The organism is Candidatus Nitrosocosmicus oleophilus, from assembly GCF_000802205.1.
Classification (GTDB): domain Archaea; phylum Thermoproteota; class Nitrososphaeria; order Nitrososphaerales; family Nitrososphaeraceae; genus Nitrosocosmicus; species Nitrosocosmicus oleophilus.
Window position 1 is genome coordinate 225168 of sequence record NZ_CP012850.1, and the last position, 15735, is coordinate 240902.

A 15735-nucleotide genomic window follows, 5' to 3' on the forward strand; every position below is an offset into this window, starting at 1 on the left:
ATGAATGGAATGGATATAGGGCATATACATGGAGATAAGATTGTTGATCTTCCTCTTTCCTCACATATCCAGCTAAAGATTTCTTTATTAAAAGAAAAAAATAACAATAATATCAAATCATCAGATTATCATATTTATCCTGGAACAAAGTGGATAGTCTACTATTTAAAAGATGACTCAGATATTTCAACGGTATTAAGAGATTTCAAATTTCAATACGACCATATCAGAGCTCATTAAGTACACAGTAATTACAATAATATTTGAAGATGGCAAAGCACATCTATGATTTACAACCTGTTTAGAGGTTTTATTTCTGTAAAATATGAACAAATTTAATATTATATAATAGTATCTAAGAATTTATCCGCTTGGGATAAGGTATTTGAACTCTAACTCCGAATATTCTTTAGAAAACAGAGTTTATTTAAATTGATGAATTATACTATTACAGAATGAAATATTATCTTTTAGGCAAGAGCGGCCTTAGAGTTTCAGAGATTTGTCTTGGTACAATGACATTTGGTAAAGAATGGGGATGGGGCGCTTCCAAAGAGGAATCTCGCAAGATCTTTGATGCTTACGTAGATGCAGGAGGTAATTTTATCGATACTGCTAATATATACACAAACGGAACCAGTGAAAAATATGTTGGCGATTTTGCTTCTTATGATAGAGAGAGATTTGTTATTGCTACTAAATATACTTCTAATACAAGAGCAGGTGATCCCAATGCAGGTGGAAATCATCGAAAGAACATGGTACAATCGTTGGAGGCAAGTTTGAGAAGGCTAAATACAGACTACATTGATCTTTATTGGGTGCACGCATGGGATCAAACAACGCCGATAGAAGAGATGATGCGTGCACTAGACGACATGATCAAATCAGGAAAGATACTGTACATCGGAATTTCAGATGCGCCAGCATGGATAGTCTCACAGGCTAATACTCTCGCAAATCTTAAAGGTTGGACTGAGTTTGCGAGTATTCAGATTGAATATAATTTAATTGAAAGGACTTCAGAGCGGGAACTACTTCCCATGGCAAATGCCCTTGATATTGGAATAACAGCATGGTCTCCGTTAGGAAGCGGAGTACTTACAGGAAAATATAACAAATCAAGTAACAAAGCACTTTTAAACAATATAGTAAACAAAGATTACAATCAGAAAGAGAGTACAACTAACGATTCTAAAACTAGGACTATTTCATCATCATCAATTTCTGATGAGCAGAATGATAATAGACTAAACGTAGCAAGTTTTTCAGAAATATCAAATACTTTACTCAAAGCAAGAAATTTGAGAATTGCTGAAGAAGTTGTAAAGATTGCTCAGGAAATTAAGCGCACGCCTTCGCAGGTTGCACTGAATTGGATAAGACAATCGAAAAAGATATTTCGAAATAAGATAATACCAATAATAGGAGCAAAAAACCTTGTACAGATAAATGATAACTTGGCATGTATGGAATTTGTACTATCTGATGACCAGATACAAAGGTTAAATGAGGTAAGTAAGATTGAACTAGGCTTTCCGCATGATTTCCTATTCACTGATGCAATTAGGAATATAATTTATGGAGGTACATATTCGTCAATATATGATCATAGAAGATCCAGTTAAAGCCAGAGTTTAGAATGTTTTGGTCGTTTGAGATTCGTGGTTAGTTCGGCCTCTTCAATTCCTTGTTTTTACTCTTTTTCACTCAAGTAGTTTGTATTGTACCTTATCCAATTCAGTGAATCAAGATAATTATAGGATTAAGAATTGATATATTTGATAATGGGGCTCTCTTTTCTAACAAATGGTTGATAAAGTAGAGGTAACAGTTACAAATTTAGAAAAAAAGCATAAGGGTAAAACAGGATATGAGAACATGTACTCAGTGGTTAAACATATCTATATGGATGATGGGAAAGTAGATATGGTCGGTTTTGCAATTGATAAAGAAAATCTTTGAATCCTAAAGGCTAAGATTGATGCAGCATCAATAAATGATAGCATATCAAATCAAGAGAAAATACTAGACAAATAAAATAATCATAATATTTTACTGTTCAATCTAATAGTCATAATTAACAATATCCATTATATTATTTATTTAATGGTTATTGTTATTGAAACTATATAGAAATATTACAATTGCATTTTTCATATTTTTAACTCTGTCCATTGGAGTTGTGTCTACAAACCCTGTAGCCAAATCAGTTTACGCGTGAAATAACACGTTATCACAAGAAGGAAATAGTCAAGATGATCAAGAAAAAGAGCAATCTCTAACATCTGGACAAGATAATCAAGTAGTATCAGGTGATAGTAGTATCTTATCTGGAAATAATATACAATGTAATAGTCAGATTAATTCAAAGACTACATCCGGTATTTCTGACGATTTATGTGCTATTGGTGGCTTAAATATACCTGATCCAAATGAAGACAAGGTAAAAATAAAATTAATAATAAAATTTGATGTCGACCCGGAATGTGTACCAGGCCGTGCTACGAATCATGGTTGTAATGGTCATGGAGGACACTATATGATATATTCTGGTGCTGGAACAAACAATATATTTAGGGATGTCACTGTAGGAGAAGGACAATCGGGAAAGACTGTTGAAGTGTCTTTGCCATATAACCGCTGTATGGGAGTTACGATATCTGCTTCAAACCCATTTTTAAACCCTAATGGGTATGAAGTTGTCTCCAGTCAAATTGATAGCAAGCCAAATGGATATGACTGTACGCAAAGACATGTTGGTCTATTAGAAGCTATAAGTTGTACTACTTTCAATGCTACAATGGATGGCCAAGAAAAAGTATTTTCTTTCACATTCAAAATAATTGACAGATTTTAAGCATGTGAAGGTAAATGGTTACTATGAATAAGTATCTAGAGCGTGGGGATACGGTTCAAGGTTGAATAGAATCTAGAGCAAAAACAGAACCTATCTAAAACATAAATCAATTATAGATCTTTGGAATGATTTGGTCAAGTATTGATACAAGATATCCATCAAAAATTGTTAGATAACTATATATTCACTTTATTGATGATTAATTATCTATCTTCAATCAAAATTTTCATAGATAGTGTAGATAGATACTTAATGAAACAAATTGATTTGATAAACAAGTCATTACCATCAACCAAATCAATTCAAATGAGATCTGACTGAAACAAGAATTTTGGTTTTGCCGGTAATAAGATTATCATGCAGGAATTTTGACTTTAATCTCATTGTTGTCGTTGATGACTTGATATGTTTGCATATTGTTTGTCTTTACGTATGACAAAATTTCTCCTGCTTTTTTGAAATAGTCTTGTACATTCTTTGGTAAGGAACTCATATCCATCCCAGACATTATCGGTTCACTGAGTTTTTGACCAGTAATAATATCGAATGTGGCATGATGTAAAGGACAAGATATTATTTTCTTTTCGGTGTTGACACGAATCTGTCCCATAGACAGTGGAGCATTCATGTGACCACATCGCTCATCAATTGCATAGAATTGGCCATCAATATTTACAACTACTATTTCTTTCCCACCTATGTCAACATGTTTCATTGATCTAGGAGGTATTTCATTTGCCAGTGCAACTTTGACATAGTCACTTTCACCGTTCATTAAGTAAGACAACATAATTTTACTTATAAATCTATCGTATATCCGATATATTGATCTATCTAGGTTGATTATAATGACTTTTTTTCTAAGAATTTCCCAACTATATCATCTGTGATTGAATACATCCTTGGGAATACGGTTCAAGGTTGAATAGAACCTTTGGTCTACTTTATGAAATCAATTGTAAAGCAATAATGTTATCTTTAGAAATGATATGAGGTAAAAGAAAGAGTCAAACGTTTACAAACAGACAAAATTATTCTAATATTTTACTGCTTAATCTAAAAGTCATAATTAACAATAGTCATTATATATTCTAATTCATCCTCTATTTTGTGAAAATCAAAAGAATAGGTTTAACAGTCTTTAATATAATTCTGATTTTAGCAATTGGACTAGTCTCGGCCAATTTGCCATATTATACCATGGCCCAAAATGAAGGATTAGCACAAGACGGTAGTAATGGCGAAGCAGATCAAGACATTGAACAATTACAAGTATCGAAGCAAAATAATCAAGTAGTATCTGCAGATGGGTCCATCGCATCTGGCAATAACATTTTGTGTCAGACAATGAATAATATAGATGTAAACTCCATCATAGATACTAATTGTCAAAATGAAGGATTAGGTGGTCCTAGAATTTTGACTGCTGTTGATATACGTACTTTTGACGATCAGGGTCTAAGACCTTCCAATATACTAGTAACCGTGACGGATAGCAGTGGACAGGAAATTTTAAGGCAAACTGATCGGAACGGCAATGTAATTGAATTTTTTGATCCTAATCCTATTGCGGGTCCCTTATTTATCAAAGGTACATATACAAATGGTACGGCTATCACCAAGGACATCGTAGCAGTGGAGGGAAAATTAATCCCCACTTTTGGACCTGACAGACCTATAAATTGCGAAATTACTGACAGAAATGTCTTTGAATGCATAGGCGAGGTTGGTACCAGCGTAATACCGCTTAATAATCAAATAAGAGTAGGTGTAACATCTAACTAAGTCTATAATCTTAAACTATTTTTTATTGCTTGAATCGATAAATCATCAATTACACTCAAATCCTTTTTTTCCATATAGTCAAATCCTGTATTTTTTCCATACAATATCCAATTAATATGCTAATGCTGTAAAAAATGATTCTCGTAGCAAAAATTGTTATTAGCATAGACAAATGTTTAATATAAATTACAGTTTTCATACGTGGGGATTAGTAACAAATTTGACTAATAACTGCGGTTAAAGGATCCAACTGGGTCTAAAAAAATTTTGGAAATTAGAGTAGAAGGATGATTATATCCTCTTATTATTAGTAATTTTTAGATCTAGTTTAATAAAGTCATTATCTCCTTCATCGTCATTCAATACTGTTTCGTTTAGGTTACCAACGCCATCTTTAGGAACATTCAATAATCCAGATTTCTCTCCATCTAAATCGGTCGTATCTTCAGAAGTTCCCTCATACAATCTGATATTATAATTAACATCAATAGACGAATTAGTTTTCCAATCTAAGGTTAAACGTATCTCTCCTCTTACTTCTCCTCCCACCTTCTCAATCCAAACAGGTATGTCTACATGTGTATCAAATGGTCCTAATTGATAGGTTGCAGGGACGCCACCATTAAATGAAGCAGTTTTTTCTTCATCATCACCGAAGTCTTCATAATCGTGCAATACCATAGGCCCTTCAATTATAACTTCACGATACCATGGTGAGTCAGGGTTTAAGGATGCAGCTGCCAGTATAGCCCGAAGATCATTTATACCTCCATAGCCCATTTCTATATTCCAGGTACCATTAGAATGATCTGGATCTTTACTGTAAGGTAAAGTACCAACTTTATCTGCGGTCCTTTCTATGATGTTTCGGGCCTCCTCTGGATTTATGTCTGGATATACGCTAAAAATTAATCCGGCTAGGCCTGACAGATGAGGAACTGCTGCCGAGGTTCCAAAAAAACCTGTAATATAATCATTTGATGGGTCATACCACAATGACCCTGTCATATCGGTGGTGGATATCATAATACCTGGTGCTACTACCGATAGTTCTGGTCCGAAATTAGAACCGGTATACGCTGTCCCCCTGACTTTGCCACATCAAATGTTATAAAATATTTATATACATCTTTGTTATATATTTAGTATGTGTTATACCAATCATTGTCATTAATTGGCATTATTGCGCTATTAATAACAACTGCTGTTGTAATAACAATTGTAGTTCCATCAAACAATATAGCATCTGCAAATGGAATGTCTCAACCTTATCTTAGTGTTGTATCGTATGATTGCTCTATAGGATCAGATGGGTGTGAAGACAATGTATACTGTGATATAAATGAGGAAGGATCGTGTTATGATAGGTAAGAGGGAAATGATGATGGCAGTAGTACCAATCCCCAGTCAGCATCATACAAAGGTAACATTGTTCCCCAGGATCCATTATTTAGCTAAGTAATAGCTGGGGATAGAGGAATAAAACTAAGGTTTATTGCAGAAATCAACAAGGATAATATCCAGTATTGCAAGGAACTTATGAAAATTTCTGAATTACGACATTTAGATGAAATAAAAGGAAATTTTGGTTTGGGTGATGGCGTATATTATAGAGCAAGTGCTAAAACTACTGAATCATCACCACCTCCATTGCTTATATCTAGTACGTTAAGAGCACTTGTAGAACAGCAACAATATTTCTTTGATATGCTTTGGAGGAAAGCAATTCCCGCTAAGAAAAGGATAAAAGAAATAGAAGAAGGACTAAAAAAAGAATTTATAGAAACAGTTCAAGATCCTAGGGAAACTCTTGATTTGACCCCTAAACTACTTTCATCCTCCATTGAAGAGATTCAATTGATAATTTCCAATAAAGAAACATACCAACTATTTGAAAATGAAATTAAACTGACAAGTTTACTAAGAGAACAACTTAGGGAAGGAAACCATATACAGGTAATAATTCATGGAGAGGAAAATACAGAGGACTGTAGTCCTGAAGATGAGTTTGGAAATCTTTACCAGTTGCAGCGATAATCCCAGTCAGTTAGAGACACAAATTATTACCAGCGTAGTTTACGATAGACTAAATGTTTTCATTTCAGATGGAGAAACCCTAGCCATCATAGAATCAAACAAACCTGTTAACAATAGATTAGTTACCGGTGACGACCTGTTTGACTCGCTTGGATTGGCAACTTAAATAGCAAATCAACTGTTTCATCGTATGCTACAATATTTGATACACTGTGGATCAGATCTAGTATATCAATAGATAATCAAAATTAGAACCGTCTAATCCTTATGCGAAGTCGAAATACTGTTGCTGGTTACACCCGTAGGGACACGATTCAAGGTTGAATAGAATCTATAATATGAAGTTGCTTTGTCGCCTAACTCAACATATTTAGCTGGAATGAACAGATTGATTATTTGTGATAGACTGGCCCTCTTACAATCGCTCATTAGTTCAACGCGGTGAGATCCTCTTCTCGTATGATTTCCTTGATGGTTGGGGTTCAGAGATAGAGAATATGAATATAAACAAAAAGGGTAAACCATTTGTATTTCCAGATTCTTTCATCTTGGCCATTGGTTACATTCGCTATTTATTTCACCTACCATACAGACAAACCCAAGGTATAATTAAGGCCACAGGAAAAAGGTTACCTGCTAATCCACCAAGTTATGGTCACATCTGTAAACGAATCAACAAGCTAAACATCGATATTAAAAGAGACAAGATGGATGACGATGATGACCTAATAATATCAATAGACAGTACAGGTATCAAGATTACTAACAGAGGTCAGTGGATGGATGAGAAATGGAATACACAAAATAGAAAAGGATATCTCAAGATCCACGTTGCTGTAGACATAAAGACCAGGAAAATCATTGCTTTGGAAGTGACAGATGAGAAGGTACATGATGGGAAAATGCTAAAGAAACTAGTCAATCATGTTTTGGATTCGAGAGAACCAAACACTGTAAAGATAAAATCGGTACTAGCTGATGGAGCCTATGATTCAAATCCAAACTTTGTGTATCTTGAGGACAAAAAGATCAATCCAGGTATAAAGGTAAGAAGGAACTCTATTGTTTCTCCTAAAAACAATAGGTTAAGGAACAACGAAGTAAAGTTACAAGCAAAGGATCTGTTGAAATGGAAGACAAAAAGAAAATACGGACAGAGATGGATATCTGAAACTGTGTTCTCAGCTATAAAGAGAATGTTTGGTGAATACACATCAGCAAACAGGTTTCAAAACATGGTAAAGGAGATCATGATAAAAGTATCATTGTATAACATTTTTAGAAGAATATAACATGATGATCATGATGATAACCGGAGAATAAGGAATTATGCAACAAAGCAATATGAAGTCATAAAAAATGAATGGATTTTCATTATTTCAAATGTAAATGAAGAGAATCTTAAACAGCCAAAACTATTCTAAAATATTATTCTGTTTAATCTAAAAGTCAAAATTAACAATAGCCATTATATTGATAATTCAATGGTGATGGATATTGAACTCTAAAAGATCAAGTTTAACTGTTTTTTTTATGATTTTGACATTTTCCACAGGTCTAGTTTCTGTGAATTTACCAGTTACAGCAAATGCACAGAACAACGCCTTATCTCAAAGAGGGAATGGGAACTCCGACCAGCAAACCGAACAATTACAATCTTCTGAACAGAATAGTCAGGTTGGTTCTGGCTATAGCAGTATATTATCAGGAAATAACGTCTTTTGTCGAAACATAAGCCAAAATGAAATTATGGACTATCAGATCGGTTCATGCTTTAATGATAATGACGATCCTGTGAGTACGATTTCAGATCTTCATTATACTTTTAATATTCAATCGACAGTGTCACCATCTTGTTTGGAAGTTACTCTACTTTGCAATACTAATTTAGGATTTGTCGGCATGATACCAATGACACAAGAAACTCATCCCATAATTGTAAATCAACAGATCGCTTATGACGAAGATATGAGAACGACATTTTATTTACCTGGATACATTGCAGAGAATATTCGCAGTGGAGATTATCTCTTTACCATTCACATCTTCTATAACAAATCTGTATCTGTTGCAGGTCAATCATTCGAGACGACAGTTAAAGGTACAGGACCTCCCAATTTGTTACTAAAATGTAATGAGTTTCAAAGTGGAACGAATCCAGGGCTAGTGGATTGTACTGGTCAATCCAAAGAAGGTCTATTGGAAAGGGATTTTGATGTTGACATCTTGTTTGAAACCAAACCCATTTAATCCGATCTGAATATCAGCAACCAACAACAACCAGGGCATACAATTTGGGGGCGTGTGAGGATTGTTCCGGGTGGTTATAGGATTCTAATATTATTGTCTAGTAACATTTGCAAAAATCTTACATTCGATGCCCAATCCAATTGATAGGTATCCTTAAATATGAACTTGAAGCCCTGGTTCAATAATGAAAATCCATGCTATTAATTCTCATGCAAGAAAGTATACGAATTTAGACTCTTCATCATCTAAAAGAATGTATGTAAAGATAGTGGTAATGACAATGTTGATTATTCTTGTTACAGCCGTTTTTTGTCTTTGTTTCTTTCTTTCTCCTTCCATAACGACATCCGCTTACGCACAAGGTAATTACGGTCTAAAGACGTTCGAAAGCAGGGATTTAGTAATTGATCTAGGAAATGGATTAAAGACTGAAGCCCAGCTTACACTTCCTTTAATAGGAGAGGGTCCATTTCCTGGTGTCCTCCTTGTCCATGGTTCTGGCGTAGCAGACAAGGATTATTATGTAAATAGCAAAATTGCACCATTTAAACAAATATCCCAGTATCTTTCCGAACGTGGATTTGCGGTATTAAAGTATGATAAGAGAGGAGTAGGTCCAAACTTTACTGTTGCAGATGCTAATGTATGGGGAAATGTAACTTTTGATGATCTAAAACAAGACGCAGAGAGGGCATTAGATGTTTTAGTTAAGCAACCAGAAGTAGATCCAAACAAAATAACAATAATAGGCCATAGCGAGGGCACTACCATAACACCAAGGGTTGCAATTGATAATCCCTCAAAAGTAAAAAATATAGTTTTGATGGGAGCAGCTGCTAACAATACCCAGGATCTAGTTTACTTTCGCGAAGTAACTGTACCTCTACTATATGCTCAAAAGGTTTTAGATCGCAATAATACTGGATTAATATCAATATCAGAAGGAATTGTGGATCCCATATTCAATTTCCTGACTAGAAATTTCACAATGCTTTTAAATACTCTTACTACAAATGAGACCAATATGCAATTAAATTCACACAAACAACAAAACAATGCTATTGAAGATGGATATATGAGTATCACCAATGAACTAAAACAGAAACTGATAGAACAAGCTAAAGCACTCTCAACTATAATTCCCGGTAAAAAATGTATTGAAACAGGTGGATGTCCTGTATGGCTTAATTCACAGTATGTATTACAACCAAATATGGACATAATCGGCAATGTCCCTCACTCTATTAGTATTCTAATACTGCAAGGTGGCAATGATACTGCAACACCACTTCAGCAGGCCTTTTTGTTGCAACAAGCACTAATAGATGCAAAACATCCTGATCACACTTTGATAACCTATCCAAATCTAGGTCATGGATTCCATCGACAATCTGAATGGATGCCTGTTTTAGAAGGCATACAGTCATACGTATTGGCGGACCTTTTCTCATGGCTTTCAGATCATTCGGGATTTTCAGGAAATGCTACCGTTATCAACTTTAATGCCAGTAGTATGGAACCAACATTTAAGAACTCATCGTCGTCAAATAATACAAATGACCAACTGATTTAGAGATGAAATCTCTGAAAAAATTTTGGAACAAATGTTTGGAATCTTATAGATTGTGGTACATTGTAGTAGCCATCAAATTTAAAATCCCTATTGTAGATAGAATCCGCTCTGATATTGACTTATTTATGTTACACTATAGAAAAGGGGAACCCGGCTCAAAATAAGGATTAAGTACGTTCAAGTGGCGAACTCATTGATTTTCGATGATTACAACCGTGGAGACACGGTTCAAGGTTGAAAACGATACAAGATCCATTAGTCACAAGTGTCTAAAAAGGTTCAAATCTAAAGTATTATCATTACCATTATAGGATCAGCAAGTTTGGGAGCGGGGGATTAGTGCCGATACCGGTTCTTTAATAGAGACTCTAGGATGTATAGAGTGATGAAAATATTAAGATTAAGATTATCAATTATAATATACTTTGTGAAGAATAAGATGTATTTTAACTCAATTGTGGTATCATTATTTTGCAAGGGAGGCTTAGTTTTGAATTCAATGTCAGTTGCACCTAGCAGTAAGGGCTAAACCTTGATCAAATTCTGGTTTAACATTCTTCCAATTGTCCACAACTATATTTATTGCTCCGTCATCTATTAGTTTGGTATTATCTGTTACGTTCCGTGAGCCAATATAACCTAGATGATTGTCCCCTCTGTTAATAATATCCCCTTTAGAAAATGTAAAGTCTATATTTTTATCTCCATCTGCATCACAAGTAGGGGCAATTTCATTTTCTACATTTGATTCTTTATAATTTTGAGGTAGCGATGTTGTTATAGGATATGGAAGAATCTGATACCCGTTTTGTCCAAGGGCCCAATCTCCATATTCATAGGAGGGATAAATTTGCATCAATGCCTTTGGTTCTAAATAGTTGTCATTAGGACTATAGAGGTTGTAAAAATCCGTTACTTCTTGTTCTATTGCATTTCCATAAGCAATTGTTTTTTCTGTCCATAGGTTTGTCCAATCATTAGTGATGTCTAAAATATTTTTTGATACCTCTTCGTTATCCACAGCAGCTCCTAGCAAGTGAACTGAAGTTACGGTATAATTATTATTATTCCAACTATCATTCTTGTGTAAGCTGTCAAGACTGCTAAGGATCACTCTAGCTCCTAAAGAATGACTAATAAGCCTAATTTTGCTCTCTTTGTTTTCGCTATTGCATTTATCTGCATAATCGATAATAAACTGTGCAAGCTTGGGGCCATTATCCCTTGCAATACTTTTTGCATGATTCCATCCTGAAAGACCGGAATCAGATAGCGAACTTGTGGTATTTGAATCCCAGCTAAAACTAATCAAAGGTAGACTATAGTTATTAGCTTGCAAAGACATCCAAGTTCTGTTGTATCTTTCATTAGCCATTGGTTCATTAAGTCCCCATCCGTGAATAAACACGCCGATTTCGGGAGGACAGTTAGGAATGTTTGAGGCATCATAGTCCGTTGAATTATGTCCCTGAAGCATTTGACCCGTGTCCAGATCATAATGTCCGCGCGTAAATATTAATGGATTTGAATACGTTTGTCCCCACACAGAGGATAATGCGTAAGATACTACAATTGAACTTGTAAGAATAAAAATTATGACAATCAAAAACCTATAATTTGTATTTTTTTTCATGAAGACCATTCTATGAAGTTATTTAAATATTGATTGCTATTGGGAATAAATGGATATAGCAAAACATTAAGACAAATTATGTTTTTCTATAGGTTATTAGAACAATTAGTTGCTATTATAACCTCATGGGAAGTGAGTGGGCTAAATTTCATATAAAGTATATTGTTTCGGTCATGAAATTAACTAGAGCAAGCGTCGTACACAACATATACTAGTCCGAGCGCATGGGGATTAAGTTCCCTGTGGTAATAGAGTCCTATAGTAATTCGAGGATATCACAGTTTTTAGACCACAACCTGGACTATTCTTAAACCGGATTTGTATCCTTAATATGCCTTCTAATCCTTGACCATGCTTGTTTAGTTTTATAATCCATAGGCCGAATATCTGATTCTTTAAGTTTTCCATAATGCTCAAATTCTCGAGCAAATGCTGATTGTATTCTATTTAGGACCTCTAATCTATCAGTTCCTACAATCACAGATTCAGTGGTATTTATTCCAAAATCATCAAGAATCTCTTCAGTAGGGATTTTGAGTATTCCTAAATGTATGTCTATAGGAATGGGATTAAACTCATAACCATCTATTGAATATGGTTGAAATAAGAATCGCGGCATAGAAAAAGGTATTAACCATACTAGAATTTAATAATTGCAACATACGAAAGATGAGCCGAAATAATATTTATTATAAATGTAGAAACAGCATCTGTGGGGACACGGTTCAAGGTTGAATAGAATCTAGTATTAACTTGATACGAGTGTTTGAAAAAGATTAAAATCCCGGCTAGACCTAATATCATTACCATATAAAGTATCATTTAGTTCGGGCGCGTGGGGATACGATTCAAGATTGAATAGAATCCAAGCATATAATACAGTAAAAATAAATTACTTCCTACTTTCAATTTTTCTTTACTTCATAGTGGAGCAAATCCAGACCGCAGTCAAATACCTTGGATTCGATCAATGTAAGTTTTTGGATCTCTTTTGAGTCTCTGAAGATAGTCTTTCCGTTTCCTATTATAAGGGGATTAACAAATAGATAAAACTCGTCAATTAGTTTTTCTTTAATCAAGGAAGAATCGAACGAAACTCCACCGTAAACTATGATATCTTTACCTGGTTGGCTCTTTAACTTGAATATTTCGTCATTCAGATCACCTGTCGCAACAACAGTATTTGTCCACTCAGATTTGTCTAATGTCTTTGTGAACACAACTTTTGGAATTTCAACCATCTTTGTAGCGATTGCATTCATTGGGTCATCAGGTTTATTCGCAACTTCTGTCCAAAACGGAATAAAGCCATCAACCATTTTTCGTCCCATAATAATAGTATCAACTGATTCAGTTATTTCGTTTATATATTTTATATAGTCGTTATCCCAAACTAACCAATCCATTTCATTGTTGGGTCCTGCGATGCAACCGTCAACTGAAATTTGCACCTGCATTCTTAATTTTCTCATAGCCTTTTTGTTATCATCCATCTATATTTTCTCCTCCTCCAATTCATCTAAGGATCTGTTTTCTCCTTCTGATAAATTCAGTTGATTCAAAAATATATGCTTGAAAATTAGGATTAGTCATGATATATAGGGCAGTAGCGGTCCTAATAAGCATAGATGGGATCAAAAGTATATTAAAAGTTCCTTTCTGGTAAAAAACTTTTTTCACATATTTCAGATCTCTAGTCCAATTTGAGTTCCCATCTCTGCAAGTTTTGAAATAACTTAATACCTTATGCCAGACCTTACTGGTTTCGTTCTTTTATTATGTCTCCTGAGCCAGTCTGACTATTAGGACGGTTCTTCACTAAATATATTAGATTATGCGATCAAAAAGTATTCAACCAGACAAAACTATTCTAATATTTTACTACTCAATCTAAAAGTCATAATTAACAATAGTCATTATATTGATAATTCAATTCTAATTTCCATTGGATAGTAAAAGATTATGTTTGACTGCATTTTTTACTATGCTAACTTTATCAACCGGGTTAATTTCAATTAACTGCTCGCTTTCCCCTGCAAATGCGCAAAATAATGTTTTATCTCAGAAAGGGAATAATAATGAAGCAGAACAAGACACCGAACAATCACGAGTATCCGAACAAGATAATCAAGTAGTTTCAGGAGATAGCAATGTATTATCAGGAAACAATGTATTATGTCAAGACCAAAATAACTCGGATCTGACTCAGTTGAGCGAGGTATGTGATTCTGAATCATTAGAAAATCCAAATGGAAATACTCTTTTTGTATTTTCTGTTACTACGGGTTCCCCAGGATTGGTCCCATCTACCAATTTGAATATTATATTTGATGGAAGAATAGTTTTTAACCAAACAATAATAGACGCAACTGCTAAACGTATCACTATAGACGGGCAAGCATCTTCATTTTTGATAGCTAAGGGAACGACCAATAATTTCGAGATTAAGGACATGAAATCTTCTGCGGGTGCCACCTGTCAACATACTTTAAAAACATTTGAATGCGGATGGAATGGAGTATACCTTCATTCCCCCATCTTAGTTTTAACATTGTGGGGTTAACCATAAAACGACATTCTGATTTTGCCTTAGACGAGTGTTAACGTACTGTATTATATAAATCTCTTTTGTGGGATCAGCGCTCCCCCTTTGGAAAACGTCGTACTTGATGTAATATTCACCAAATTCTAGAGATAATGGGTAAAGATATAATAATTACATAGTTTCACGACCGATTAATTTACGTTAGACAGAAATAAATGATATTACTATAATAGAGATCGATGAGTTTGGGCGCGTGGGGATTCGTGCCGATATCGGTATTTTAAATAGGATTTCAGTATTTTGTAACACACATTGACATATAAAAATTTGATCCAAAGTTTGGTATCGGGCATCTTAAAGGTGTGTTTGGGGGATAACAATCAACCTCCAACCACACCTAACCCAGAAACCACTAAATTCCCTACGAATTACATAGAGTTTGGAGCAGATAGCCTTATTCAAGATACTCAAGTAAATATTGTAGTTAGTGATTCTACTAGCCAATATTCAAATACCTATGAACTGAATTTTGATGGACAAGATCCCGCGGACGTAAGTGATCAATTCGTGATTCCAATAGGTGATCCATATACGGTAGATGTTATATTTCCTGCGGGATTAGAATTACCGCCTGTTAGTTTTGCAGGAAGTGATTGTCAACAAACCTCCACTTATACATGCTCCGGAACCATGGGCAATACGATTCAAAGTATTTCCATACTAATTAGTAACCCTTCATCATCTTGAATTTACAAGGTATCCTAAAATTCATTTTTAATTTCTCATTGTGACATTGTGACTTGCTTTAGATATCCTGTTTACAGGAACCATTCTTCTAAAGATACAGAAGAACTCGATAGAAAAAATTAGTCTGTCATGATTCTTATTGAGGATTTATTTAAATGAAGTAAAAAAGCTAGAGACATCTATCACCAACACCGAGAGGCTCACTTGGTAATCCCAAAACTATTCAACTTAATTTTTCCCATTGAAAACAAAAATACAAGTGGATCGAAAAAGGTAAGAGCAGGTAAGGTGGTGAATGGTCCAAT

The 15735-nt window shown here is 34.6% G+C and carries 17 protein-coding genes and 1 pseudogene; 13 read left to right on the forward strand and 5 right to left on the reverse strand.

Annotated features, from left to right (window positions below):
- The 4 genes from NMY3_RS01135 (at position 1) to NMY3_RS01150 (ending at position 2860) form a co-directional block, all read left to right on the forward strand.
- A complete protein-coding gene (locus tag NMY3_RS01135) occupies positions 1 to 240 on the forward strand; it encodes a luciferase family protein (protein ID WP_196817128.1) in 240 nt (79 codons plus the stop codon).
- 215 nt (positions 241 to 455) lie between these two features.
- Positions 456 to 1628, forward strand: a complete 1173-nt coding sequence (locus NMY3_RS01140) for an aldo/keto reductase (protein ID WP_196817129.1) — start codon at positions 456 to 458, stop codon at positions 1626 to 1628.
- A 181-nt stretch (positions 1629 to 1809) separates the two neighbouring features.
- Positions 1810 to 1965, forward strand: coding sequence for a hypothetical protein (locus NMY3_RS01145; protein WP_196817130.1), 156 nt, complete (start codon positions 1810 to 1812; stop codon positions 1963 to 1965).
- Positions 1966 to 2542: 577 nt separating this feature from the next.
- Entirely contained in the window at positions 2543 to 2860 is a 318-nt protein-coding gene (locus tag NMY3_RS01150; protein WP_196817131.1) for a hypothetical protein, read from the forward strand.
- A 355-nt stretch (positions 2861 to 3215) separates the two neighbouring features.
- Here NMY3_RS01150 and NMY3_RS01155 read toward each other — a convergent pair whose 3' ends face one another.
- Positions 3216 to 3635: a Rieske (2Fe-2S) protein gene (locus tag NMY3_RS01155; RefSeq protein WP_196817132.1), complete on the reverse strand. Its 420-nt coding sequence runs from the start codon at positions 3633 to 3635 to the stop codon at positions 3216 to 3218.
- A gap of 335 nt (positions 3636 to 3970) precedes the next feature.
- Between NMY3_RS01155 and NMY3_RS01160 the strand changes: the two genes are divergently transcribed.
- Entirely contained in the window at positions 3971 to 4645 is a 675-nt protein-coding gene (locus NMY3_RS01160; protein WP_196817133.1) for a hypothetical protein, read from the forward strand.
- A gap of 291 nt (positions 4646 to 4936) precedes the next feature.
- Here NMY3_RS01160 and NMY3_RS01165 read toward each other — a convergent pair.
- Positions 4937 to 5722, reverse strand: a pseudogene (locus tag NMY3_RS01165) (S8 family serine peptidase); the annotation flags it as partial.
- A gap of 87 nt (positions 5723 to 5809) precedes the next feature.
- Here NMY3_RS01165 and NMY3_RS01170 point away from each other — a divergent pair.
- The 6 genes from NMY3_RS01170 (at position 5810) to NMY3_RS01195 (ending at position 10505) form a co-directional block, all read left to right on the forward strand.
- The gene (locus NMY3_RS01170) at positions 5810 to 6016 is read left to right on the forward strand and encodes a hypothetical protein (protein ID WP_196817134.1); all 207 of its coding nucleotides are present in this window, start codon (positions 5810 to 5812) and stop codon (positions 6014 to 6016) included.
- Positions 6017 to 6184: 168 nt separating this feature from the next.
- Positions 6185 to 6682, forward strand: a complete 498-nt coding sequence (locus tag NMY3_RS01175) for a hypothetical protein (protein WP_196817135.1) — start codon at positions 6185 to 6187, stop codon at positions 6680 to 6682.
- Positions 6648 to 6848, forward strand: coding sequence for a hypothetical protein (locus NMY3_RS01180; protein WP_196817136.1), 201 nt, complete (start codon positions 6648 to 6650; stop codon positions 6846 to 6848). The genes NMY3_RS01175 and NMY3_RS01180 overlap by 35 nt, the downstream gene beginning before the upstream one ends.
- A 232-nt stretch (positions 6849 to 7080) precedes the next feature.
- Complete coding sequence (locus NMY3_RS01185) at positions 7081 to 7974, forward strand: IS5-like element ISThar1 family transposase (protein ID WP_196815659.1); 894 nt, start codon at positions 7081 to 7083, stop codon at positions 7972 to 7974.
- Between the two features lie 205 nt (positions 7975 to 8179).
- On the forward strand, positions 8180 to 8932 hold the full coding sequence (locus NMY3_RS01190) for a hypothetical protein (protein ID WP_196817137.1): 753 nt from the start codon (positions 8180 to 8182) through the stop codon (positions 8930 to 8932).
- Positions 8933 to 9116: 184 nt separating this feature from the next.
- Positions 9117 to 10505 (forward strand): alpha/beta hydrolase family protein, encoded by a 1389-nt coding sequence (locus tag NMY3_RS01195; protein WP_196817138.1) that lies wholly within the window; start codon positions 9117 to 9119, stop codon positions 10503 to 10505.
- A gap of 502 nt (positions 10506 to 11007) precedes the next feature.
- Here NMY3_RS01195 and NMY3_RS01200 read toward each other — a convergent pair.
- The 3 genes from NMY3_RS01200 to NMY3_RS01210 form a co-directional block, all read right to left on the reverse strand.
- Complete coding sequence (locus tag NMY3_RS01200; RefSeq protein WP_196817139.1) at positions 11008 to 12138, reverse strand: alpha/beta hydrolase; 1131 nt, start codon at positions 12136 to 12138, stop codon at positions 11008 to 11010.
- Positions 12139 to 12445: 307 nt separating this feature from the next.
- The gene (locus NMY3_RS01205) at positions 12446 to 12757 is read right to left on the reverse strand and encodes a hypothetical protein (RefSeq protein ID WP_196817140.1); all 312 of its coding nucleotides are present in this window, start codon (positions 12755 to 12757) and stop codon (positions 12446 to 12448) included.
- Between the two features lie 286 nt (positions 12758 to 13043).
- Positions 13044 to 13631 carry a dihydrofolate reductase family protein gene (locus NMY3_RS01210; protein WP_196817141.1) on the reverse strand — a complete coding sequence of 196 codons (588 nt, stop codon included), beginning with the start codon at positions 13629 to 13631 and terminating at the stop codon, positions 13044 to 13046.
- A gap of 491 nt (positions 13632 to 14122) precedes the next feature.
- Between NMY3_RS01210 and NMY3_RS01215 the strand changes: the two genes are divergently transcribed.
- Both NMY3_RS01215 and NMY3_RS01220 read left to right on the forward strand, forming a co-directional pair.
- Positions 14123 to 14701, forward strand: coding sequence for a hypothetical protein (locus tag NMY3_RS01215; protein ID WP_196817142.1), 579 nt, complete (start codon positions 14123 to 14125; stop codon positions 14699 to 14701).
- Between the two features lie 348 nt (positions 14702 to 15049).
- Positions 15050 to 15430, forward strand: coding sequence for a hypothetical protein (locus NMY3_RS01220; RefSeq protein WP_196817143.1), 381 nt, complete (start codon positions 15050 to 15052; stop codon positions 15428 to 15430).
- Positions 15431 to 15735: the final 305 nt, after the last annotated feature.